15 protein-coding genes, 3 rRNA genes and 1 pseudogene are annotated in these 24,427 nt (G+C 69.4%); 9 read left to right on the plus strand and 10 right to left on the minus strand.

The window, feature by feature from the left end; translation table 11 throughout:
• Positions 1 to 202: 202 nt before the first annotated feature.
• A complete protein-coding gene (locus OHV05_RS12100; protein ID WP_405017676.1) occupies positions 203 to 1,375 on the plus strand; it encodes a winged helix-turn-helix domain-containing protein in 1,173 nt (390 codons plus the stop codon).
• Between the two features lie 99 nt (positions 1,376 to 1,474).
• Positions 1,475 to 3,283 carry an FAD-dependent oxidoreductase gene (locus tag OHV05_RS12105; protein WP_405017677.1) on the plus strand — a complete coding sequence of 603 codons (1,809 nt, stop codon included), beginning with the start codon at positions 1,475 to 1,477 and terminating at the stop codon, positions 3,281 to 3,283.
• A 27-nt stretch (positions 3,284 to 3,310) separates the two neighbouring features.
• Here the strand turns inward: OHV05_RS12105 and OHV05_RS12110 are convergent.
• A pseudogene (locus OHV05_RS12110) lies at positions 3,311 to 3,979 on the minus strand (response regulator); the annotation flags it as partial.
• Between the two features lie 223 nt (positions 3,980 to 4,202).
• Positions 4,203 to 4,895 carry a ribosome hibernation-promoting factor, HPF/YfiA family gene (gene hpf, locus OHV05_RS12115; protein WP_405017678.1) on the minus strand — a complete coding sequence of 231 codons (693 nt, stop codon included), beginning with the start codon at positions 4,893 to 4,895 and terminating at the stop codon, positions 4,203 to 4,205.
• Positions 4,896 to 5,258: 363 nt separating this feature from the next.
• Between hpf and OHV05_RS12120 the strand changes: the two genes are divergently transcribed.
• A complete protein-coding gene (locus tag OHV05_RS12120; protein ID WP_405021444.1) occupies positions 5,259 to 5,948 on the plus strand; it encodes a ComF family protein in 690 nt (229 codons plus the stop codon).
• On the opposite strand, the gene OHV05_RS12125 is transcribed toward OHV05_RS12120, so the two are convergent.
• From OHV05_RS12125 to mtrA, 3 genes are read right to left on the minus strand one after another with little or no spacing between them, the layout of a single operon-like run.
• The gene (locus OHV05_RS12125; RefSeq protein ID WP_405017679.1) at positions 5,936 to 7,750 is read right to left on the minus strand and encodes an LpqB family beta-propeller domain-containing protein; all 1,815 of its coding nucleotides are present in this window, start codon (positions 7,748 to 7,750) and stop codon (positions 5,936 to 5,938) included. The genes OHV05_RS12120 and OHV05_RS12125 overlap by 13 nt on opposite strands.
• A 10-nt stretch (positions 7,751 to 7,760) precedes the next feature.
• Positions 7,761 to 9,878, minus strand: coding sequence for an MtrAB system histidine kinase MtrB (gene mtrB, locus OHV05_RS12130; protein ID WP_405017680.1), 2,118 nt, complete (start codon positions 9,876 to 9,878; stop codon positions 7,761 to 7,763).
• A gap of 1 nt (position 9,879) precedes the next feature.
• Positions 9,880 to 10,557 (minus strand): MtrAB system response regulator MtrA, encoded by a 678-nt coding sequence (gene mtrA / locus OHV05_RS12135; protein WP_057236786.1) that lies wholly within the window; start codon positions 10,555 to 10,557, stop codon positions 9,880 to 9,882.
• Positions 10,558 to 10,772: 215 nt separating this feature from the next.
• Here mtrA and OHV05_RS12140 point away from each other — a divergent pair, with 215 nt between their 5' ends.
• From OHV05_RS12140 to OHV05_RS12160, 5 genes are read left to right on the plus strand one after another with little or no spacing between them, the layout of a single operon-like run.
• Positions 10,773 to 11,945, plus strand: coding sequence for a hypothetical protein (locus tag OHV05_RS12140; protein ID WP_405017681.1), 1,173 nt, complete (start codon positions 10,773 to 10,775; stop codon positions 11,943 to 11,945).
• Positions 11,946 to 11,949: 4 nt separating this feature from the next.
• On the plus strand, positions 11,950 to 12,606 hold the full coding sequence (locus OHV05_RS12145) for a DUF4129 domain-containing protein (protein ID WP_405017682.1): 657 nt from the start codon (positions 11,950 to 11,952) through the stop codon (positions 12,604 to 12,606).
• Entirely contained in the window at positions 12,603 to 13,802 is a 1,200-nt protein-coding gene (locus tag OHV05_RS12150) for a DUF4350 domain-containing protein (protein WP_405017683.1), read from the plus strand. The genes OHV05_RS12145 and OHV05_RS12150 overlap by 4 nt, the downstream gene beginning before the upstream one ends.
• Complete coding sequence (locus OHV05_RS12155; protein ID WP_405017684.1) at positions 13,799 to 14,800, plus strand: AAA family ATPase; 1,002 nt, start codon at positions 13,799 to 13,801, stop codon at positions 14,798 to 14,800. Before OHV05_RS12150 ends, OHV05_RS12155 begins: the two co-directional genes overlap by 4 nt.
• 31 nt (positions 14,801 to 14,831) lie before the next feature.
• Positions 14,832 to 16,142, plus strand: a complete 1,311-nt coding sequence (locus OHV05_RS12160; protein ID WP_405017685.1) for a DUF58 domain-containing protein — start codon at positions 14,832 to 14,834, stop codon at positions 16,140 to 16,142.
• A 58-nt stretch (positions 16,143 to 16,200) separates the two neighbouring features.
• On the opposite strand, the gene OHV05_RS12165 is transcribed toward OHV05_RS12160, so the two are convergent.
• From OHV05_RS12165 to OHV05_RS12185, 5 genes are all read right to left on the minus strand, one after another.
• Complete coding sequence (locus OHV05_RS12165) at positions 16,201 to 16,599, minus strand: nuclear transport factor 2 family protein (protein ID WP_405017686.1); 399 nt, start codon at positions 16,597 to 16,599, stop codon at positions 16,201 to 16,203.
• Positions 16,600 to 16,736: 137 nt separating this feature from the next.
• Positions 16,737 to 16,853 (minus strand): 5S ribosomal RNA (gene rrf, locus OHV05_RS12170).
• 88 nt (positions 16,854 to 16,941) lie between these two features.
• Positions 16,942 to 20,063 (minus strand): 23S ribosomal RNA (locus OHV05_RS12175).
• A 276-nt stretch (positions 20,064 to 20,339) separates the two neighbouring features.
• Positions 20,340 to 21,863: ribosomal RNA gene (locus OHV05_RS12180) — 16S ribosomal RNA — on the minus strand.
• Together the 16S, 23S and 5S rRNA genes form the textbook arrangement of a ribosomal RNA operon.
• Positions 21,864 to 22,376: 513 nt before the next feature.
• On the minus strand, positions 22,377 to 23,381 hold the full coding sequence (locus OHV05_RS12185) for a stage II sporulation protein M (protein WP_405017687.1): 1,005 nt from the start codon (positions 23,379 to 23,381) through the stop codon (positions 22,377 to 22,379).
• A 144-nt stretch (positions 23,382 to 23,525) separates the two neighbouring features.
• On the opposite strand from OHV05_RS12185, the gene OHV05_RS12190 reads away from it, so the two are divergent.
• Complete coding sequence (locus OHV05_RS12190; RefSeq protein ID WP_405017688.1) at positions 23,526 to 24,425, plus strand: RDD family protein; 900 nt, start codon at positions 23,526 to 23,528, stop codon at positions 24,423 to 24,425.
• Positions 24,426 to 24,427: the final 2 nt, after the last annotated feature.

Below are 24,427 nucleotides of genomic sequence, written 5' to 3' on the forward strand. Positions count from 1 at the left end.
CATCGTATGCGAGGAGTCCAACGCGCCGGGAGGTGCGTCAGCACGGTAATACCGTGTCACCCGTGGGAGCACAACCCCTGATAGGCCCCGACGGGGGACAAAACGGGCTACCGCGCCGGTCCCTCGCGCTCGTTGTTACGTACAAGTCGGGTCCTTGGTTCCCGGCCCCGCACTGTCGGACCCGGGATCTACGCTGCTGGGCATGACCGCCCCGAGCTCTCCCGCCCCGACCGTCGAACTCTCCGCCGACGACGCCCGCCGGATCGCCCTGCGCGCCCAGGGCCTGCTCGGCGCCCCGGACCGCCGGGCCGGCGTCCGGGGCGTGTTGCGCCACCTCGGCGCGGTCCAGCTGGACACCATCTCGGTGCTGGCCCGCTCGCACGAGCTGGTGCCGTACGCCCGGCTCGGCGCGGTCGGCCGCCCGGCGGTCGAGTCGGCGTACTGGGGCTCGGCGGCCACCTTCGAGTACTGGTCGCACGCGGCCTGCGTCCTGCCGATCGAGGAGTGGCCGCTGTTCGCCTTCCGCCGCCGGGGGTACCGGACCCGTGGCCACCTGTGGGGCGGCGAGGTCACCGAGGCGACCTACCGGCGGGTGCTCGACCGGCTGCGCGCGGAGGGCCCGCTGACCTCCACCGAGCTGGGCGGCGCGAAGAAGACCTCGGAGTGGTGGGACTGGTCCGACACCAAGATCGCGGTGGAGCGGGCGCTCGCCTTCGGCGACGTGGTCTGCACCGAGCGGCGGAGCTGGAAGCGGGTCTACGCGGCGGCCGAACAGGCCGTCCCCGCCGAGCTGTTCGAGCAGGACCCGACCGACCGGGAGTGCGTCCGGCAGCTGATCACCCAGGCCGGGGCGGCCCTCGGGGTGGCCACCCGGGCCGACCTGATGGACTATCACCGGCTGAAGGCCGCGCCCTTCGACGCCGCGCTGCCCGAGGCCGGTCTGGTCCCGGTCACGGTGGCCGGCTGGGGCGCCCCCGCCTGGGCCGACCCGGCGGCGCTGGCGACCGCCCCGCGCGGGCGGCACCGCACCACGCTGCTCTCGCCCTTCGACTCGCTGGTCTGGGACCGCGCCCGCACCGAGCGGATCTTCGACATGGCGCACCGGCTCGAGGCGTACACCCCCAAGCACAAGCGGGTGCACGGCTACTTCGCGATGCCGCTGCTGGCCGGCGGCCGGCTGGTCGGCCGGGTCGACCCGGCCCGCGAGGGCCGCACCCTGGTGGCCCGTCAGGTCTCGCTGACCTCGCCCCGGCACGTCGGCGCGCTGGCCGAGGCGCTGCGCGAGGCCGCCTCCTGGGTCGGCTGCACTGCGGTCCGGGTGGAGGCGCTGCACGACGAGGCGCTCCGCCCGGTGGTGGAGAAGCTGCTCTCCTGACGGTTGGTCGGTTCGGGTGATCTTCCCGGGCCGGGCGTGTCATCGGTGGCCAAGGGCCGTTGCCCCCTGGTGTCCACACCCCGACCACTTGGAGCAACGATGGGTCCGACCCTGCACTCCGCCCGGGCCCGGCTGAGCCGCCGTGCCCTGCTCGGCACCGCCGCCGCCGCAACGGCCGCGACCGCGGCGGGCGCCGTCGGCTTCGCCCCCCGATCCGTGGCCGCGCCCCGGTCCCCGGCCGACGAGGCGGTCAGCCGGGCGCTGGCCCGCGAGATGCTGATGGTCGCCGAGGACGAGCGGACCGACCTCACCCTGGAGTACCTGAAGATCCTGATCGACGGTCAGCTCCCGCCGGGCCCCGCCACCACCGGCGGCAGGCGCAAACGCGTCCTGGTGGTCGGGGCCGGCGTCGCCGGGCTCACCACGGCCACCCTGCTCAAGCGGGCCGGGCACGAGGTGGTGGTCATCGAGGCCAACGGCAACCGGGTCGGCGGCCGGATCAAGACCTTCCGCGGCATGTTCGCCGACTCCCGGCAGTACGCCGAGGCCGGCGCGATGCGGCTGCCCGACTTCCACCCGCTGGTGCTCGCGCTGGCCGACAAGCTGGGCCTGAAGCGGCAGTTGTTCTACAACGCCGACATCACCCCGGGCACCCGGGCGATCGGCGCGGTGCCCCCGGTGACGCACCGCTCGTTCACCGGCGAGACCTGGACCAACGGCCCCGCACGGGAGTTCCGGCCACCGACCCCCAACTTCCGCGCCCTGGTGGCGGTCAACGGCCTGCAGACCACCAAGGCGGCCTACACACAGTCCCCCACCGAGGTGAATCGTTCCTTCGGCGCCCGGTTCGACACCACCACCGCCCAGGCGGTCGACGCCGCGTTCGCCAAGGTCACCGTGGGCCCCGGCGACATCCGGCAGCGGCTGGACGGCTGGACCGGGATCTTCCAGCGGTACGGCTACCACTCCACCCGGCAGTTCCTGCGCGAGGAGGCCGGCTGGGACCCGGCCTCGGTGCAGGCCGCCGGGACGCTGGAGAACATGACCTCCCGGCTGCACTACTCGCTGATCCCGACCCTGATCGACCACGCGGTGATCAGCCCGACCTACCGCTACTGGGAGCTGGAGGGCGGCATCGACACCCTGACCGGCAAGCTGGCCGAGCCGCTGAAGGCCGAGCTGCGGATGGGCCGCCGGATGACCCGGCTGACCCAGCAGGCGGGCGGGGTACGGATCGAGACGGTGGCCGAGACCGGTGACGAGGAGTCCCCCGACGGCGCGCCGACCGACCCGACCGAGGTGTTCGAGGGCGACTACGCGATCGTCACCATCCCGTTCAGCGCGCTGCGGTTCTGCCGGATCGAGCCGCTGATGTCCTACCCGAAGCGCCGCGCGGTGACCGAGTTGCACTACGACTCGGCGACCAAGGTGCTGCTGGAGTTCCGCACCCGGTTCTGGGAGCACGGCCCCCGCGGCTTCGCCGGCGGCGGCTGCGTCTCGGACAGCCCCAGCCGGTTCACCTACTTCCCCTCGAACGCGCCGGACGGCGCCCCGGGCGGGGTGGTGCTGGCCGCGTACTCCTGGGCGGACGACGCGATGCGCTGGGACGCGCTGACCCCGGGCGAGCGGTACGCCTTCGCGCTGAACGACCTGGAGCGGATGTTCGGCCCGCAGGTCCGCCGCGAGTTCACCGGCGTCGGCGTCTCCCAGTCCTGGGCCAGGGCCCGCTACGCGCTGGGCGAGGCGGCCGTCGCGACGCCCGGCCAGCTGCACGAGCTCCACCCGGCCACCCGGCTCCCGGAGGGCCGGGTGCACTTCGCCGGCGAGCACACCAGCCTGAAGCCGGCCTGGATCGAGGGCGCGCTGGAGTCCGCCGTGCGCACCTTCCTCGAGGTCAACGCCCGCTGACGGACCGTCGGATCCTGGGGATCAGGGCTACCCGATCTCCAGGATCTTCTCCCGCATCGCGTAGACCACGGCCTCCATCCGGGAGTGCAGCTGGAGCTTCTCCAGGATGTTCCGGACGTGGTTCTTCACCGTGTTCTCGCTGATGAAGAGCTCCTTGGCGATCTCCCGGTTGTTCATCCCGGTGGCGACCAGCTTGAGCACCTCCAGCTCACGGTCGGTCAGCCGCGGTGCGGGCACCAACTCCCGGTCGTCCGAACGCCGTTGGATCATCGACTTGAACTCGGTGAGCAGCTTGGAGGCCATCGCCGGGCTGATCTGCGACTGCCCGTCGGCGACCGCCCGGATCGCGGTGGCCACCTCGTCGGTGGAGATCTCCTTGAGCAGGTAGCCGGTGGCCCCCGCCTTGATCGCCTCGTAGAGGTCGGCTTCCTCGTCGCTTATCGTCAGCATGATGATCTTGGTGCTGGGCACCACGTCCTTGATCGCGGTGCAGGCCTCGATGCCGCTCCGCCGGGGCATCCGGACGTCCATCAGGATGATGTCCGGCAGCAGGTCGGCCGCCTTCACCACCGCCTCGGCGCCGTCCCCCGCCTCGCCGACGACCCGGATGTCCTCCTCCTCGGCCAGCACGATCTCCAGGCCTCGTCGGAACAGGGCGTGGTCGTCCACCACCAGCACCCGGATCGGTTCGGCCCGGCGCGGCGGATAGTCCGCCTCCCGGGCCTGTTCGGTCGTCAGACCGAATCGCTCCCCCATCCGTGCCTCCCCGTGACCGGTCGTGTCCGGCCATCATTCCACGAAGCGCCGTCCCCGATCACCCTCCGCCGTCGAGCCGCCCAGCTGGGTGACCCCCGGCGGCCGAAGCCGCCGGGGGTCACCCGTTCACCGACTGCTGTTCGGTTGTCGCCGCAGGGCCCGGTCAGTCCTCGTCGGGCCCGCCGATGGCACCACCGGCGCCGCCCACCTCACCGACGGTCGAACCGTCCGTGGTCAGGTGGATCACGCCGTAGTGGTAGCCGTGCCGCCGGTAGACCACGCTCGGCAGGCCGCTGTCCTTCTCGACGAAGAGGTAGAAGTCGTGGCCGACCAGCTCCATCTCGAACAGCGCCTGGTCCAGCGCCATCGGTGCGGCGCCGTGCGTCTTCTCACGGACGACGAGCGGGCCGTCGCCCTCCACCTCCAGGGATCCCATCATGGTCTTGCGAACGGCGCCGTTGGCCCCGGCACCCGGCGGCTCCGCCTCGGGGAGCGCGGCCAGCGCGGCCGTCGCCTCCGCGACGCTGATCGGGGTACGGCCGCTGCCGCCCTTGTGCACCCGACGCCGGTCGGCCGACTTGCGCATCTGCGCGTCGAGCTTCGCCGAGGCCAGGTCGAGCGCCGCGTAGGGGTCCGCGGCGGCGGCCTCGGCCCGGATCACCGGGCCACGGGTACGGAGGGTGATCTCGACCCGCTCGGACCGGTCGGCCTGACGCGGGTTGTGTTCCTTGGACACCTCGACGTCGAGGCTGATCACCTTGTCGTCGAACTTCTGGACCTTCTCCAGCTTCTCGGCCACGTGCTCGCGGAACCTCTTGGGCACCTCGGTCTTGCGGCCCTTGACGACGATGTCCACGCAGAACTCCGATCCCTTGTGCTGACGCCGATCCGGAGTGCTCACCGGACCGGACGGAGACCCAGCCGGACCAACCTCTCCCTCGCCGACCCCGCGGTTCGCCGGGAGCGGCGAGTGCAACTGGCCCTCACCTCACTTCCTCCCCACCAGGAAGGCTTGAAACCCCTTGGAGCCTTATCGAACACCTCACACCGGGATTTCGCCTCCCCAGCCTTGTGCCGGTCGAACAACGTAGTGACGCGGTGCTGGCGGTACAGCTGTTCCACCTTGTTTACCCCCCTGCGGGTGAAACATCGGCGAACGCCTGGACAACACCCCCAGGGCGGACCACCGTTTGGCCCAGCCGCATCCGGGGAGGCCGCCATCGCCGTCCATCTCCTGTTCGAACTGCTCGACCTGCTGCTGCCCACCGCCTGCGCGGGCTGCCGCACCGGCCGGACGCAGCTCTGCCCCGTCTGCCGCACCGCGCTGGCGGCCACCCGGGCCGGGCCCGCCGGTCCGCAGCCGGCCCCGCCCGGGCTGCCACCGCTGCACGCCGCGGGCCCGTACGCGGACCCGGTCCGGCGGCTGCTGATCGCCCACAAGGAGCGCGGGGCGCTGCGGCTGGCCGGGCCGCTCGGGCGGGCGCTGGCCCGCGCCGTGCACCCGCTGCTGGACGGCCGGCCGGTGCTGCTGGTGCCGATGCCCTCGACCCGGCGCTCGGTCCGGGCCCGGGGGCACGATCCGACCCTGCGGCTGGCCCGGGCAGCCGCCCGGGAGCTGCGCCGGGGCGGGCATCCGGTCCGGGCCGCGCCGGTGCTCCGGCACGGCCGCGCGGTGGCCGACCAGTCTGGGCTGACCGCCGCGCAGCGCCGGACCAACCTGCACGGCGCGCTGGTGCCCCGACCCGGTGCCGCCCGGCTGCTGACCGGCCGTCAGCCGGTGCTGGTGGACGACCTGGTGACCACCGGCGCCACGCTGGCCGAGGCGGCCCGGGCGCTCGGCGCGCTCGGGCACCCACCCCGGGGCGCCGCCACGGTCGCGGCGGCGGTCCGCAGGCGTCAGCCCGGGTAGCTGAAGGACCAGGCCTCGGGCTTGCTCGGGACCTCGCGCCACTGGTTGCCGACCAGCCGGTAGATCTGGTGGCCGCCCGAGGTCGCGAGCACCGGGGGCACCTTGTCCGACCGGTCGCCGCGCGCCTCGGTGGCGGAGACCGAGGACATCGAGTCCCCGCCCTGGAGCACGAAGTCGGAGTTCACCGAGCCGTCGGTGCCGAAGTAGTGCAGCTGCTGGAGCTTGCCGTCCTCCTTGCCGAGCACCAGCAGCTGGTCGGTGTCGGCCCAGGAGACCGAGACCACGTCGCTGAGCATGGTGCCGACCGGCCGGAGATCGGTCACCGTGGCCACCGGTGCGGTCCGGGTGCCGGTGTGCTCGACCCGCCCGATCAGCAGGCTCTGGCGGTTGGCCTCGGTCACCACCAGCGCGATCCTGGTCCCGTCCGAGGCCACCTTGAGCGAGGTCACGCTGCGGCCGCCGAGTCCGTCGATCCGGACGGGTACCAGGGTCCTGCCCCGGATCACCGTCACCTGGGAGCCGCCCGGGTGACGGTCCACCACCCAGAGCGAGCCGCGCCCGTCCCAGCTCGGCGAGGTCAGCCCGCTGTCCGCCCCGACCGCCTGGCTGGTGATCACCGAGGTGCCGAGCTTGCCGCCCTCGGTCACCCAGAGCTCCTTGCGGTTGGGGCTGACCAGGGCGGCCTCGGTGCCGTCGCGGCGGACCGCGAAGCCGTCCGGCCGCAGCGGCTTCTCCAGGCCCAGGTCGCCCGCCATCGGCGTGCCCTTGGCCTTGGGGTCCAGGTCGGTGGTGGCCTGGGTCAGCTGCCCGTTCCCCAGCAGGTAGTACTGCTGGGTCCCGGCCGACCCGCCGGCCAGCGCGCCGGGCGCGATCTGGGCGGTGCGGGCCGCGTCGGTCTGGCAACCGCCCCGTTCGCCGTTCAGGTCCAGCCGGACCAGCTGGGACTTGCCCTGCAGGTCGGAGAGGGTGTGGAAGAGCTGGGCGGCCATCTGCTGGCAGCGCGGCTGGATACCGCCGAAGTCCGGCACGCTGATGTGCACGGTGGCCACGCCGCCGTCGTTCACCGTGACGGTGTCCAGGATCCTGGTGGTCTTGTCGAAGACCGGGTCGACCACCTTGCCGAGCCAGCTCGAAGGCCCCTCGACCAGTGCCTTGGCGGCGGAGGTGAACGGGTCTATTCGGCGCCGCAGGTAGACCGGGTCCGGCACCAGGACCGGGGACTGCCGGTCGGTCCACGGGTCCTCGGCGGACGGGTAGTAGAGGTCGACGGACCGGTAGCCGTTCTTGAACATGGTCTGATCGATGATCAGACCGTCCGGGAGCTGGTCGATCCGCCACTGCCCCTTGTTCTTGCCCTCGGACTCCTTCACGAAGGTGAACGTCTTGGAGAACTGGGGGTCGCGGTCCGCCCGGTAGGCGTGCTTGCCGTCGAGGACGGCGACCTGATCACCGGTCACCTTGATGGTGGCCGTGGTCTCGCCGCCCTCCAGGGTGTCCCGGGCCGGCGCGGCGCGCAGCACCACCACCCCGGCGTCCGGGTTCCACCTCTTGGCAGCCGCCGCGGTCAGGTACTCGCCGGCGGTGATGTAGTCCGCCTCGTCCGCGTTGGCCGCGTCCAGGAAGCCCGCCAGCAGGCTGTCCGGCCCGTCGCCGGGGTGCGGGGCGATCGGGAAGACCCGGACCTGGAGGTTCTCCGAGCCGGCCGCCTGCGGGAGTTCCACCCGCTCCGGCGGCCCGTCGGAGGGCATCGCCACGCAGCCCGCGGTGAGCGCCGAGACGATCACCATGCCGAGCGCGCCCACGGCCCGTCGGTCAGTCCTGCCCGTCCTCGGCACGCTCGGCCCCCTCCGTCTCGCTCTGGTCGGCGTCCTCACCGGACGCCTTCGGCGCAGCGGGCGGCCGGACCGCCGATCGGTCCACCACCACCTGTGCACCGGTCGCACCGTACCCCGCCGCGGCGGCCCGGACGTCCGAGGGGTCGGAGACCGGTGCGGTCGGGACCTTGCCGAGGCCGGGGCCGATGCTCAGCACCCCGCCGAGCCCGCTGCCGAAGCCACTGGTGGGCGTCTCCGGGGTCTCCGGCACCTCGCCACCGGGCTCCCCCGCCACGGTCAGTGCGGTGGCCCCGGCCGGGCGGGCACGCCGGTAGGGGGCGCCCGTGGAGTTCAGGCCGCGGTTGTGCCGGGAGTCCTCCGGCTCCAGCCGGAACGGGGCCCGGCTGATCTCGCCGCCCCGGGTGCGGGGCAGGGTGAGCCGGAAGTGCGAGCCGCCGCCGGGCTCGCCCCAGGCCTGCAGCCAGCCGGCGTGCAGATGGGCGTCCTCGACCGCGATCGACAGCCCGAGGCCGGTGCCGCCGGTGGTCCGCACCCGGGACGGGTCGGCCCGCCAGAACCGGTGGAACACCCGGGACGCCTCACCGGGCTTGAGCCCGATGCCGTAGTCCCGGACGCCGACCGCGACCGCGCCGCCGGCCGAACCGAGCCGGATCACCACGTCCCGGCCCTCGCCGTGCTCCAGGGCGTTGACCACCAGGTTGCGCAGGATGCGCTCGATCCGCCGGGAGTCCACCTCGGCGACCACCGGCTCCTCGCCACCGCGGATGATCACCGCACTGCCCTTGGCCTGGGCCAGCGGGTCGGCCGCCTCGACCACCCGGCCGACCACCTCGCGCAGGTCCACCGGCTCGGCGTCCAGGATCGCCGCGCCCGCGTCGAACCGGCTGATCTCCAGCAGGTCGGCCAGCAGCGACTCGAACCGGTCCAGCTGACCCTGCAACAACTCGGCCGAACGGGCCGCCATCGGGTCCAGGTCGTCCCGGCTGTCGTAGATCAGGTCGGCCGCCATCCGCACCGTGGTCAGCGGGGTGCGCAGCTCGTGCGAGACGTCCGAGACGAACCGCCGCTGCACCCGGGAGAGCTCCTCCAGCTGCCGGATCTGCGCCTGCAGCGCGTTGGCCATCCGGTTGAACGATTCGCCGAGCCGGGCGATGTCGTCCGTCCCGGTGACCTTCATCCGTTCCTCCAGGTGCCCGGCGGCGAGCCGCTCGGAGATCCCGGCGGCCATCCGGACCGGGGTCACCACCTGACGGACCACCAGCCAGGCGATGCCGCCCAGCAGCATCACCACGAACAGCCCGGCGGTCGCCAGGGTGCCGGTGACCAGGTCCAGGGTCTTGCTCTCCTGGCCGAACGAGAAGACGTAGTAGAGCTGGTACTCGCTGTCGGCGGGCCCGTTGAAGTGCTTGCCGATGACCAGCCCGGGCTCCTCGTAGGGCGCGCTGTCACGCTTGATCATCGTGGTCTGCTCGTGCGAGACCGCCGGCTCCGCCGCGACGCTCGCGCGCAGCTCCGGGGAGATCGAACTCGGCAGGATGTCGCCGGAGTAGTACGCGCCGCGCAGACCCGCGCTGGCCGCGCTCTCCTGGATGCCCTCGCCGGGCACCATCGCGATCACCGAGTAGACCCCGGTGCCGCCGCTGGCAAGGTCGGAGACCTGCTTGATCAGCCAGGTGCTGATCTCCTCGCGGGTCGGGTCGTTGGTCGCCCCGACCTTCGCCTGCAGGTTGATCGCGTCGTTGATCTTCTCCTGCTCGATCTCGAAGCCGCCCCTGGCCTGCCCCTGCGCCGCGCCCTTCTTGGCGCCCAGCAGCCCGGTCCGCACCTGGGCCACCACCACCACGCCGAGCACCAGCACCACGGCGAACGACAGCAGCAGGGTGGCCGCGACCACCCGGACCTGGATCGACCGGCGGTAGAGCGCCGGCAACCGGTGGAACGGCCGCAGGAACTGACGGCCCACCGACGCGAGCAGTGCCCGCAGACCACCGCGAGGCCGGTGGCCCTCGGTGGTCGAACTCAGCACGTCCCCGCGCACGGCGGACTCCCCGTCGGCGGTGGTGCCCGACGGGGAGTCGTCAGTCTGGTGCTTCACGTCAGCTGGGCCCGGCCTTGTATCCGACGCCACGGACCGTCACGACGATCTCGGGACGCTCCGGGTCCTTCTCGATCTTCGAGCGGAGCCGCTGGACGTGCACGTTGACCAGCCGGGTGTCGGCGGCGTGCCGGTAGCCCCAGACCTGCTCCAGCAGCACCTCGCGGGTGAACACCTGCCAGGGCTTGCGGGCCAGCGCGACCAGCAGGTCGAACTCCAGCGGCGTGAGCGGGATGCCCCGCCCGTCCCGCTTCACCGAGTGGCCGGCCACGTCGATCACCAGATCGCCTATGGTCAGCTGCTCCGGAGTCGGCTCCTCGGCCCGCCGCAGCCGGGCCCGGACCCGGGCCACCAGCTCCTTGGGCTTGAACGGCTTGACGACGTAGTCGTCGGCGCCGGACTCCAGGCCCACCACGATGTCGACGGTGTCGGTCTTCGCCGTCAGCATCACGATGGGCACGCCGGACTCGGACCTGATCTGCCGGCAGACGTCGATACCGTCCCGCCCCGGCAGCATCAGGTCGAGGAGGACCAGGTCAGGCTTGGTCTCCCGGAACGCGGCTAGTGCCTTGTCCCCATCCGCGACGAAAAACGGCTCAAAACCCTCACCACGCAGCACGATGCCCAACATCTCGGCCAGTGCGGTGTCGTCATCGACGACAAGGACGCGTCCCTTCATGGGTCCATCCTCTCATTACCGGATTGTGACCTGCCGCACAGCCGTGCCATTCTGGCGCGCCTTGGCTCGCCAAGTCGGTCATTTCGTAACAAAGTTCACTGCCCTCGCCACGCCGTCCGAGTGTCCGTGAGGTACACCCGGGCCGACCTGCGAACGCCCACCGCCACCATGGCACGATGGGCGGCACAGAGTACCGATTCCGCCAGGGAGCCGTGATGACCGACACTCCGGGCTGGGCCTCGCCCAGCTCGCCCGAGCCGCCCCGAGAGGACGCCGGCCCGTCGGCAGCAGTGCCCCCCGCTCCGGCCCCTGGGCCGTACGACGCAGCATACGGCCAGCCTGCCCCCGGCCAGGGCGGTCCGCAGCCCGGCTGGGGTCAGCAGACCGGTGCGCCGCAGCCCGGCTGGGGTCAACCCGGTTGGGGCCAGCCCGGCTGGGGGCCGCCGCTCAGCCCCAAGCCCGGCGTGATCCCGCTCCGGCCGCTCGGCGTCGGCGAGATCCTGGACGGCGCGTTCAGCACCGTCCGCACCTACTGGCGCACCACGGTCGGCCTCAGCCTCGGCGTCGCCGCGCTGGAGCAGGGCCTGCTGGCCGTCGCCCAGTGGTGGCAGTACGAGCAGCCCGACGCGGTCGGCCCGCTGATCCTGCTGGCCTTCGGCTACCTGCTCGGCCCGCTGCTCGGCATCGTGGCCACCGCGCTGCTCACCATGGTGGTCAGCAAGGCGATCCTCGGCCAGCCGGTGTCGCTCGGGGCCGCCTGGGCCGCCGCCAGGCCGCAGCTGCTCAAGGCGACCGGGCTGAGCCTGTTCACCGGGCTGATCGTGCTGCTCATCGTGATGGTCTCCGCGCTGCCCCTGATCCTCACCGCCGTGGTCGGCGACGTCGACCCCGGCATCATGCTGCTGACCGGGCTGCTCATCCTGCCCGGGCTCGCGGCGGCGCTCTGGGTCGGCGTCCAGCTGAGCCTGGCCGCCCCCGCCCTGATGCTGGAGAAGCAGGGCGTGTTCACCGCGCTGTCCCGCTCCCGGCGGCTGGTCAAGGGCGCCTGGTGGCGAACCTTCCTGGTGACCGCGCTGATCCAGCTGCTGGCCGTGGTGTTCAGCGCCGTCGTGATGATCCCGTTCACCATCGCGGGCGCCGTCTTCGGCATCGACACCGTGGGCGACAACGGGGACAGCCCGTTCGCGAACCTGGGGTCCGTCGGGCCCCCCGTGATGATCGTGATCGTCTCGATCGGCGCGATCCTGGCCTCCTCCCTCACCGTCCCGGTGCTGGCCGCCGTGAACGTGCTGCTCTACGTCGACCGCCGGATCCGCCGCGAGGGCCTGGACATCGAGCTCACCCGGGCCGCCGGCATCCCCACCCAGTACGGACCGCAGGGGACCTGACCGGATGCCCAACTGGGGGGAGACGGTCCCGTTCGACGGAGCTCCGGTCACCGTCGAACGTGACCCGGCCCGGGACGCCGCCCGCGCCGAACTGCTGAACCCGGCCTACCACCGGCACGACCCGAGCCTGCTCGAACGCATCCGGACCTGGATCTTCGATCAGCTCGACCGGGCGTTCGGCGCGGTCGGCCTGCCCGGCGGCGGGATGACCACCGCCGTGCTCTTCCTGCTGGTCGCCGCGGTGCTGGCGGCCGCGCTGTGGTGGCGGTTCGGCCGCCTCGGCCGGACCGCCCGCACCGCCGCCACCCTGTTCGACAGCACCGGCCCGGCCACCGCCGCCGACCACCGCGCCGCCGCTGCGGCGCACGCCGCCGCCGGTGCCTGGGACGACGCGGTGCGCGAGCAACTGCGCGCCCTGATCCGGGGGTTGGAGGAGCGCACGCTGCTCGACGTCCGCCCCGGCCGGACCGCCGACGAAGCCGCCGCCGAAGCCGGCCGGGTACTCCCCGCGCACGCCGACGCGCTCCACCGGGCCGCCCGCACCTTCGACGACGTGGTCTACGGCGAACACGCCGCCGACCGGGCGGCCTACCACTCGCTGCTGGAACTCGACCTGGCGGTCGGCACGGCCCGGCCGACCCTGACCGGAGCCGCCGGATGACCACCTCCACCCCGGTCGCCGTCTTCCCCGGCTGGGCCCAACTCTGGCGCCGCAGCCGGTGGTTCCTGGCCGCCGCGGCCTTCGTCCTGCTGGTCGCCCTGCTGATCTCCGGCCTGGGCGGCCACCGCGAGTACCCGCCGCTCGACCCGCGCGACACCGACCCGCAGGGCACCAGGGCCGCCCTCCACCTGCTGGAGGAACGCGGCCTGACCACCCGTACGGTCGCCACCGAGGCCGAACTCACCGCCGCGCTCGCCGAACCCGGCACCACCGTGGTGGTCCCGTTCACCGTCCCGATGCCGTCCCGGCAGCTCGTCCTGCTCGGGCGCCAGCACCGGGGCAGCGACAGCCGCCTGGTGCTGATCGGCCCGGACAACAACGCGCTCGCCGCCATCACCCCCGACCTCGCGCCGGCCACCGACGCCACCGGCGACCCGCTGTACCAGGAGCCGACCGCCATCGACCCCGGCTGCGCGCTCCCCGAGGCCACCCGGGCCGGCCGGGCCGAACTCGGCGGCCTGCTCTACCGACCGGGCCCCGGCGACGTCGGCTGCTACGCCGTCAACGGCCACCCCGCCCTGGTCCGGCACACCGACCCCGGATCCCGCGAGGTCGTCGTGCTCGGCAGCGCCCGGGCGCTCACCAACGACCGGCTGGACGAGCAGGGCAACGCCTCGCTCGCCCTCGGCCTACTCGGCTCCCGCCGCCAACTGGTCTGGTACCTCCCGGACTACACCAACGCGCCGACCGTCGAGCCGCCGAAGAGCCTGACCGAGCTCATCCCGGACGGCTGGAACTGGGCCGCGCTCCAACTCGGCATCGCCACCCTGCTCGCCGCCCTCTGGCGAGCCCGCCGACTGGGCCCGGTGGTCACCGAGGAGCTGCCCGTCGTGGTCCGCGCCGCCGAGACCACCGAGGGCCGGGCCCGGCTCTACCACCGGGCGAAGGCCCGCGGCCGGGCCGCCGACGCGCTCCGCCGGGCCGCCCGGCACCGGATCGCCACCGCCCTGGGCATCCCGCTCAGCACCGGCGAACCCGACCCGGCCGCCCTGTGCGCCGTGGTCGCCGACCGCGTCGGGCAGCCCGCCACCGACCTGCACGCGCTGCTGTACGGCGCCGCACCCACCGACGACGCCGCCCTGCTGCGGCTGACCGACCAACTCGATGCCCTGGAAAGGCAGGTACGACAGCCGTGACCGAGCAGGCCGCCCCCACCCCTCTCACCAAGACCGACGAGGCTCCGGCCTCCGACGCCAGGGCCGCGCTCACCGCGCTGCGGGCCGAGATCGCCAAGGCCGTGGTCGGCCAGGACGCCGCCGTCACCGGCCTGGTGGTCGCCCTGCTCTGCGGCGGCCACGTGCTGCTCGAAGGCGTGCCCGGCGTCGCCAAGACCCTGCTGGTCCGCACCCTCTCCACCGCGCTCAGCCTGGAGACCAAGCGCATCCAGTTCACCCCCGACCTGATGCCCGGTGACGTCACCGGCTCGCTGGTCTACGACGCCAGGACCGCCGAGTTCTCGTTCCAGCCGGGCCCGGTCTTCACCAACCTGCTGCTCGCCGACGAGATCAACCGCACCCCTCCGAAGACCCAGGCCTCGCTGCTGGAGGCGATGGAGGAGCGCCAGGTCACCGTCGACGGCGAGCCCCGCAAGCTCCCCGAGCCCTTCCTGGTCGCCGCCACCCAGAACCCGGTCGAGTACGAGGGCACCTACCCGCTCCCCGAGGCCCAACTCGACCGCTTCCTGGTCAAGTTGATCCTCCCGCTGCCGACCCGCGAGCAGGAGTTCCAGGTGCTCGCCCGGCACGCCGCCGGCTTCGACCCGCGCGACCTGGCCGCCGCCGGGGTCCGGCCGGTGGCCGGTCCGGCCGACATCGCCGCCGCCCGCGCCGAGATCGCCGAGCTCACCGTCTCCCCCGAGGTGCTCGCCTACATCGTCGACCTCTGCCGGGCCACCCGGCAGTCCCCGTCGCTCTCGATCGGCGTCTCCCCGCGTGGGGCCACCGCCCTGCTCGGCACCTCCCGCGCCTGGGCCTGGCTCGCCGGACGCGACTACGTCACCCCCGACGACGTCAAGGCGCTCGCCCTGCCCACCCTGCGGCACCGGGTCCAGCTCCGCGCCGAGGCCGAGATGGAAGGCGTCACCGCCGACTCGGTGATCCAGGCCGTGCTGACCCAGACCCCGGCCCCGCGCTGACCCTCCGTCACCCTGCCCTAGGAGCACCCCGATGGCCCTGACCGGCCGAACCGCCCTCATCGCCGCGCTCGGCGCGCTGGTCGTGGGCCTCCTGCTGCCCTCCTGGGCCGGGATCGGCGCGGTCGGCCTCCCGCTCCTGCTCGCCGTGCTGGCAGACCTCCTGCTCGCCGCCCCGGTCCGCCGCCTGCGGTTCGAACGGGGCGGCGCCACGACGGTCCGCCTCGGTGAACCGGTGGACGTCGAACTGTCCGTCACCAACCCGTCCGGACGCCTCCTGCGGGCCCGGCTCCGGGACGCCTGGGCCCCGTCCGCCTGGGCCCCCGGCACCGCCGTGGCCGGCTCCCGGCACACCCTGACCGTCCCGGCCGGCGAACGCCGCCGCCTCACCACCAGGCTCGCCCCCACCCGCCGAGGCGACCAGCACGCCCACCGGGTCACTGTCCGCTCGCTCGGCCCGCTCGGTCTGGCCGCCCGCCAGGGGTCACACCAAGTCCCCTGGAGCGTACGGGCGTTGCCCCCGTTCACCAGCCGCAAGCACCTGCCGTCCCGACTGGCCAGGCTGCGCGAACTGGACGGCCGTACCTCGCTGCTGAGCCGGGGTCAGGGCACCGAGTTCGACTCCCTGCGCGAGTACCTCCCCGGCGACGACGTCCGCTCCATCGACTGGCGCGCCAGCGCCCGCCGCAACACCGTCGCCGTCCGCACCTGGCGCCCCGAACGCGACCGGCACGTGCTGATCGTCCTCGACACCGGCCGCACCTCGGCCGGCCGGGTCGGCGACGCCCCCCGGCTCGACGCCGCCCTGGACGCCGCCCTGCTGCTGGCCGCCCTGGCCACCAAGGCCGGCGACCGGGTCGACCTGCTCGCCCACGACCTGCACGTCCGCCGCACCGTGCTGGGCCGCTCGGCCTCCGAGGTGCTGCCCGCCTTCACCAACGCGATGGCCACCCTCGAGCCCGCCCTGGTCCAGACCGACCTGCGCGCCCTCACCTCGGCCACCCTCAGGCTGGCCCCGCGCCGGTCCCTGATCGTGCTGCTCACCGGCCTGGACGCCGGCCCGGTGGAAGAGGGCCTGCTCCCCCAGCTCCCGCTGCTGACCAGGCGCCACGAGGTCGTCCTCGCCTCGGTCGCCGACCCCCGACTGGACGAGCTCGCCGCCACCCGCGGCACCGTCCAGGACATCTACGGCGCCGCAGCCGCCGAACAGACCCGCGCCGACCGGACCCGCACCGCCGCCCGCCTCACCCGCCGCGGCATCACCGTCCTGGACGCCCCGCCGGCCGCCCTCCCGCCGGCCCTGGCCGACACCTACCTCGCCCTCAAGGCCGCCGGCCGCCTCTGACCACAACGGCGGTGCCCGGCGGCCCCGTGGGTGAGCCCTGCCCTAGCCGATACCTCGGTCAGGGCTGGTCGTACCAGGAGAACGCTGTGATCCGCCAACCCTCCGGGGTGCGGACGAACTGGATCGTCTTGGTCCCACTGCCCTCGAACGGCTCCCCGTCCAGCACCCCGGCCTTGCGGTAGTCACCGAACCGGCACGCGATGTCCCCGACAATGTCGGTCCGCTCCGAGGTCTCCCACTCGCTGAACTCCGTCAGCCGGCCATCGGCCAGCAGCCGCTCACGAGGCTCGATGAACTCCTCCACGGTGTAGGCCGTCAGCTCACCCCCGGTCTTCACGATCACCCCACCCGGCAGCATCAGCCGCCGGATCCGCCCCACGTCAGCGGTCTTCCCACCCCGGTTGTCGAAGGACCCGAAGAACTCGGCGGTCACCTTGTCTATCTCGCTCTTGGACATGGCGGGAAGGTAACACGGGGCCGAAGCGCCGTGTCGAGTCATTAGGACTCCCTCGCGGGCGAGCTGTGGTGCGTTCTGTTCCGGAAATGCAGAAAGCCCCTACCCGATCCCGGGTAGGGGCTTTCTGATCAAAGATTGTTCGGCGGCGTCCTACTCTCCCACAGGGTCCCCCCTGCAGTACCATCGGCGCTATGAGGCTTAGCTTCCGGGTTCGGAATGTAACCGGGCGTTTCCCTCACGCTATGACCACCGAAACACTATGAAACTGTATGACCGCACCACACCCGTGACCAAACGGTGTGGGGTCGTTGTTTCAGAACAACACAGTGGACGCGAGCAACTGAGGACAAGCCCTCGGCCTATTAGTACCGGTCAGCTCCACCCCTTACAGGGCTTCCACATCCGGCCTATCAACCCAGTCGTCTACTGGGAGCCTTACCCTCTCAAGGAGGTGGGAATATTCATCTCGAAGCAGGCTTCCCGCTTAGATGCTTTCAGCGGTTATCCCTCCCGAACGTAGCCAACCAGCCATGCCCTTGGCAGAACAACTGGCACACCAGAGGTTCGTCCGTCCCGGTCCTCTCGTACTAGGGACAGCCCTTCTCAATATTCCTACGCGCACAGCGGATAGGGACCGAACTGTCTCACGACGTTCTAAACCCAGCTCGCGTACCGCTTTAATGGGCGAACAGCCCAACCCTTGGGACCTACTCCAGCCCCAGGATGCGACGAGCCGACATCGAGGTGCCAAACCATCCCGTCGATATGGACTCTTGGGGAAGATCAGCCTGTTATCCCCGGGGTACCTTTTATCCGTTGAGCGACGGCGCTTCCACAAGCCACCGCCGGATCACTAGTCCCGACTTTCGTCCCTGCTCGACCCGTCGGTCTCACAGTCAAGCTCCCTTGTGCACTTACACTCAACACCTGATTGCCAACCAGGCTGAGGGAACCTTTGGGCGCCTCCGTTACTCTTTAGGAGGCAACCGCCCCAGTTAAACTACCCACCAGACACTGTCCCTGATCCGGATCACGGACCCAGGTTAGACATCCAGCACGACCAGAGTGGTATTTCAACGACGACTCCACAACAACTGGCGTTGCCGCTTCAAAGTCTCCCACCTATCCTACACAAGCCGAACCGAACACCAATATCAAGCTATAGTAAAGGTCCCGGGGTCTTTCCGTCCTGCTGCGCGAAACGAGCATCTTTACTCGTAATGCAATTTCACCGGGCCTATGGTTGAGACAGTCGAGAAGTCGTTACGCCATTCGTGCAGGTCGGAACTTACCCGACAAGGAATTTCGCTACCTTAGGATGGTTATAGTTACCACCGCCGTTTACTGGCGCTTAAGTTCTCAGCTTCGCCAACCCGAAGATTGACTAACCGGTCCCCTTAACGTTCCAGCACCGGGCAGGCGTCAGTCCGTATACATCGCCTTACGGCTTCGCACGGACCTGTGTTTTTAGTAAACAGTCGCTTCTCGCTGGTCTCTGCGGCCGGCCCCAGCTCAGGAAGTAAATTCCATCACCAGTTCCGGCCCCCCTTCTCCCGAAGTTACGGGGGCATTTTGCCGAGTTCCTTAACCATAGTTCACCCGAACGCCTCGGTATTCTCTACCTGACCACCTGAGTCGGTTTGGGGTACGGGCCGCCATGAAACTCGCTAGAGGCTTTTCTCGACAGCATAGGATCATCCACTTCACCACAATCGGCTCGGCATCAGGTCTCAGCCTCAATGAGTGACGGATTTGCCTATCACTCGGCCTACACCCTTACCCCGGGACAACCACCGCCCGGGCTGGACTACCTTCCTGCGTCACCCCATCGCTCACCTACTACCCTGTTGGGTCAGCGGCTCCACCACGTCCCTTTGTCCGAAGACTCCAGGCCGGCTTCGCGGCTTTAGCATTCAGAGGTTCGACGTTGGCGCTTCAAAGCGGGTACGGGAATATCAACCCGTTGTCCATCGACTACGCCTGTCGGCCTCGCCTTAGGTCCCGACTTACCCTGGGCAGATCAGCTTGACCCAGGAACCCTTGGTCAATCGGCGCAAGAGTTTCCCACTCTTGTATCGCTACTCATGCCTGCATTCTCACTCGTGAACCGTCCACAACTGGATTCCTCCGCTGCTTCACCCGGCACACGACGCTCCCCTACCCATCACAGCGGGCGTTGGCCCTATAGCTGCAATGACACGACTTCGGTGGTGTACTTGAGCCCCGCTACATTGTCGGCGCGGAATCACTTGACCAGTGAGCTATTACGCACTCTTTCAAGGGTGGCTGCTTCTAAGCCAACCTCCTGGTTGTCTCTGCGACTCCACATCCTTTCCCACTTAGCACACGCTTAGGGACCTTAGTCGGTGTTCTGGGCTGTTTCCCTCTCGACCATGGAGCTTATCCCCCACAGTCTCACTGCCACGCTCTCACTTACCGGCATTCGGAGTTTGGCTAAGGTCAGTAACCCGGTGAGGCCCATCGCCTATCCAGTGCTCTACCTCCGGCAAGAAACACGTGACGCTGCACCTAAATGCATTTCGGGGAGAACCAGCTATCACGGAGTTTGATTGGCCTTTCACCCCTAACCACAGGTCATCCCCCAGGTTTTCAACCCTGGTGGGTTCGGTCCTCCACGAAGTCTTACCTCCGCTTCAACCTGCCCATGGCTAGATCACTCCGCTTCGGGTCTTGGGCATGCAACTCAATCGCCCTATTCGGACTCGCTTTCGCTACGGCTACCCCACACGGGTTAACCTCGCTACACACCGCAAACTCGCAGGCTCATTCTTCAAAAGGCACGCAGTCACGAGACAATGGGCAAGCCCACTGTCCGACGCTCCCACGGCTTGTAGGCACACGGTTTCAGGTACTATTTCACTCCGCTCCCGCGGTACTTTTCACCATTCCCTCACGGTACTATCCGCTATCGGTCACTAGGGAATATTTAGGCTTAGCGGGTGGTCCCGCCAGATTCACACGGAATTTCTCGGGCTCCGTGCTACTTGGGAGAAGCTCAAGTGAGCCGCACAGATTTCGTCTACGGGGGTCTTACCCTCTACGCCGGACCTTTCGCATGTCCTTCGACTATCCATACGGTTTCTGACTCACCGACCGGCCGGCAGACCGATCAAGAACTTTCCCACGACCCCGCTCTGGCAACCCCTGCCGGGTCTCACACCAAAACGGTTTAGCCTCATCCGGTTTCGCTCGCCACTACTCCCGGAATCACGGTTGTTTTCTCTTCCTGAGGGTACTGAGATGTTTCACTTCCCCTCGTTCCCTCCACACACCCTATGTGTTCAGGTGCGGGTGACAGCCCATGACGACTGCCGGGTTTCCCCATTCGGAAACCCCCGGATCAAAGCCTGGTTGACGGCTCCCCGGGGACTATCGTGGCCTCCCACGTCCTTCATCGGTTCCTAGTGCCAAGGCATCCACCGTGCGCCCTTAAAAACTTGGCCACAGATGCTCGCGTCCACTGTGCAGTTCTCAAACAACGACCAGACACCCACCCTCACAGTGCTCACGCACCACTCGAGTAGGACCGGCACTGAAGCAACAGCCTTCCGGCCGTTCCCTCAGGACCCAACAACGTGCCCGACACACCCGACATCCACCGCGTTCCACGCCCCGAAGGACAGTACTGACGACTTCAACCGTGTGTGCCGAATAGTCAACGTTCCACCCATGAGCAACCGTGTGAGACATTCGCTCACATCCGGCCATGTGCTCCTTAGAAAGGAGGTGATCCAGCCGCACCTTCCGGTACGGCTACCTTGTTACGACTTCGTCCCAATCGCTGGTCCCACCTTCGACGGCTCCTCCCCTTACGGGTTAGGCCACCGGCTTCGGGTGTTACCGACTTTCGTGACGTGACGGGCGGTGTGTACAAGGCCCGGGAACGTATTCACCGCAGCATGCTGATCTGCGATTACTAGCAACTCCAACTTCATGGGGTCGAGTTGCAGACCCCAATCCGAACTGAGGCCGGCTTTTTGGGATTCGCTCCGCCTCGCGGCATCGCAGCCCTTTGTACCGACCATTGTAGCACGTGTGCAGCCCAAGACATAAGGGGCATGATGATTTGACGTCGTCCCCACCTTCCTCCGAGTTGACCCCGGCAGTCTCCTGTGAGTCCCCATCACCCCGAAAGGCATGCTGGCAACACAGAACAAGGGTTGCGCTCGTTGCGGGACTTAACCCAACATCTCACGACACGAGCTGACGACAACCATGCACCACCTGTATACCGACCACAAGGGGGCGACTATCTCTAGCCGTTTCCGGTATATGTCAAGCCTTGGTAAGGTTCTTCGCGTTGCGTCGAATTAAGCCACATGCTCCGCTGCTTGTGCGGGCCCCCGTCAATTCCTTTGAGTTTTAGCCTTGCGGCCGTACTCCCCAGGCGGGGAACTTAATGCGTTAGCTGCGGCACCGACGACGTGGAATGTCGCCAACACCTAGTTCCCAACGTTTACGGCGTGGACTACCAGGGTATCTAATCCTGTTCGCTCCCCACGCTTTCGCTCCTCAGCGTCAGTAATGGCCCAGAGATCCGCCTTCGCCACCGGTGTTCCTCCTGATATCTGCGCATTTCACCGCTACACCAGGAATTCCGATCTCCCCTACCACACTCAAGCCTGCCCGTATCGAATGCAGACCCGGGGTTAAGCCCCGGGCTTTCACAACCGACGCGACAAGCCGCCTACGAGCTCTTTACGCCCAATAATTCCGGACAACGCTCGCACCCTACGTATTACCGCGGCTGCTGGCACGTAGTTAGCCGGTGCTTCTTCTGCAGGTACCGTCACTTGCGCTTCTTCCCTGCTGAAAGAGGTTTACAACCCGAAGGCCGTCATCCCTCACGCGGCGTCGCTGCATCAGGCTTTCGCCCATTGTGCAATATTCCCCACTGCTGCCTCCCGTAGGAGTCTGGGCCGTGTCTCAGTCCCAGTGTGGCCGGTCGCCCTCTCAGGCCGGCTACCCGTCGTCGCCTTGGTAGGCCATTACCCCACCAACAAGCTGATAGGCCGCGGGATCATCCTGCACCGCCGGAGCTTTCCACCAACCCCTATGCAGAGGAAGGTCATATCCGGTATTAGACCTCGTTTCCAAGGCTTGTCCCAGAGTGCAGGGCAGATTTCCCACGTGTTACTCACCCGTTCGCCACTAATCCACTCCGAAGAGCTTCATCGTTCGACTTGCATGTGTTAAGCACGCCGCCAGCGTTCGTCCTGAGCCAGGATCAAACTCTCCGTGAATGTCTGCAGGTAATCCTGCAACCACTCGCGTTGAGCGGCACGGCAACCACCGGAATAGGTGATCCCGCGCACTGCGTCCTCGCTAGTGTTTTACTTCATAAAGGAATCTCCAACCCCACCAAAGGTGAGGCCGGGGATGTCAACATATCTGGCGTTGACTTTTGGCACGCTGTTGAGTTCTCAAGGAACGGACACTTCCTTCGAGCCGCTTATCAGGCGGACCCTCCGGGCGCTTCGTTCGTGTTTCCCAGCTTAGCAGATCAATTTCGGCCGTTTTACCGGCTTCCTTCGTTCTGAATTCCCGCTGAGAGGGATTCCGCCGAATCGGTGGCGGGCATCCGTGGATGCTCACTGCCTCGTTCTGGCGATGTTGTAGACACTAAACCTTCAAGGCGACTGTTGTCCAGTCGGTCTCAACCGTTTAAACCTACTAGCACATCTGGACCGTGTCAACGGTTTTGCTGCGCTGAAGAGAAGACTACCAGGTCAGCGGCCCTGTCCTGACCAGCCGCGCTAGGCCGCGACCGGGTTCAGGTCGGCTCGATCGGCGGCTTCGAGGTCGCCGGCGTCGCCGGTGGCGGCGGCTCGGCGGCCGAGGACCAGGGCGTAGAGCAGGAAGAGGATCTCGGCGACGGTGCCGATGCCGATCCGGGCCCAGGTGGGGAGGCCGGAGGGGGTGACGAAGGCTTCCAGCAGGCCGCTGACGAACAGGACGACGGTGAGGCCGATCGCCATGCCGATGATCGACCGGCCCTCTTCCGCGAGGGCGGTCGCCCGGGTGCGGGGGCCGGGGTCGACGACGGTCCAGCCGAGGCGGAGGCCGAGGCCGGCCGCGACGAAGACGGCGGTGAGTTCGAGCAGGCCGTGCGGGAGCAGCAGGCCGAGGAAGAAGTCCAGGCGGCCGGCCGAGCTCATCAGGCCGAGGGCGACGCCCAGGTTCATCACGTTGCTGATCAGGACCCAGACCACCGGGATGCCGAGCAGGACGCCGAAGATCAGGCACTGGGCCGCGATCCAGGCGTTGTTGGTCCACACCTGGGCGGCGAAGGAGCTGGCGGGGTGGTCGGAGTAGTACGTCTCGTACTGGCCGCCGGGCTTGGTCATCTCGCGGATCTGGTCGGGGGCGGCCAGGCTGTCCCGGATCTCGGGGTGGGTGCTCACCCACCAGGCGATCAGGGCGGAGAGGACGATCGAGAGCACCGCGATCGGTATCCACCAGTGACGGGAACGGTAGAGCGCGGCGGGGAAACTGACCGTGAAGTACCGGCCGGCATCGCGCCAGGAGGAGTTGCGGGCGCCGGTCACCGCGCTGCGGGCCCTGGCGACCAGGGTGGTGAGCCGGCCGACCAGGGTGGGGTCGGGGGCGGCGGACTGGACCTGGGCCAGGTGGCTGGTGGCGCGCTGGTAGAGGGTGACCAGTTCGTCGGCCTCCTCCCCGCTGAGGCGCCGCCGCTTGCTCAGGACCTCCAGACGGTGCCACTCCGCCTGGTGGGCGGTGACGAAGACGTCGAGGTCCATACGGCGGGCTCCTGCGGGTGAGAGCTACGGGTCGGGCTCAGCATGCCAGAGGGGAGGGCGGCTCTTCTCGGGGGTCGGGCCGCGCCGTATGTTGGCGGCTGGAGATCGCGGGATGGCCCCGCCGGATCGGACGGGGTGGCGACGGTGAGTCAGTTGGTGACGGGCGAGGCGGTGGTCCTCGGGCTGCGGTCGGCCAAGCTGCCGAGTCGGGCGCTGGCGATCTGGCTGGACCTGGCGGCCGAGTTCGCGGTCCTGATCGGCCTACTCATCCTGCTGGAGCAGACCACCGGCGAGATGGACGAAGCTGCTGCCACCGCGATCGCGCTCGGGCTGATGGTGTTCTGCCTGGTGGGCGTGCCGGTCATGGTGGAGACGCTGAGCCGGGGGCGGTCGCTCGGGAAGCTGGCGCTGGGCCTGCGGGTGGTGCGGACCGACGGTGGGCCGGTGCGGTTCCGGCACGCGTTGGTGCGGGGGCTGGTGGGCTTCGTCGAGCTGCTGACCTTCATGGGGGTGCCGGCCATCGTCTGCTCGTTGATCTCGCCGGAGGGCCGTCGGCTCGGGGACGTCTTCGCCGGGACCCTGGTGGTCCGGGAGCGGGTGCCCGGGGCGGGTGGCGGGCGGGCCGCGCTGCCGCCGCTGTCCCCGGAGTTGATGCAGGGGCTCGGCAGCGGGCTGGTCGCGCTGGACCTGTCGGCGGTCCCGGACGGGCTCTGGCTGGCGATCCGGCAGTACCTGGGGCGGATCGGACAGCTCGACCCGGCGGTCGGGCACGGTATGGCGCTCCGACTGGTCGGCGACCTGGTGGCCCGCACCGGGCTGGCCGCCCCGTACGGGGTGCCGCCGGCGGCGTACCTCGGCGCGGTGCTGGCCGAGCGTCAACGACGGGACTGGGAACGGTCGTTGGGGTACCAGGCCCAGCAGGCGCACGAGGTGCGGCAGGCCCCGCAGGTGCAGCAGGCGCCGACCCCGCAGGCCCAGCCCGTCGCGCAGGAACCCGAGCCGCAGCCGACGCCTCCGCCGACCGGCTTCGCGCCGCCGGCCTGAGG

It is taken from the genome of Kitasatospora sp. NBC_00070, assembly GCF_045041205.1.
Lineage (GTDB): Bacteria > Actinomycetota > Actinomycetes > Streptomycetales > Streptomycetaceae > Kitasatospora.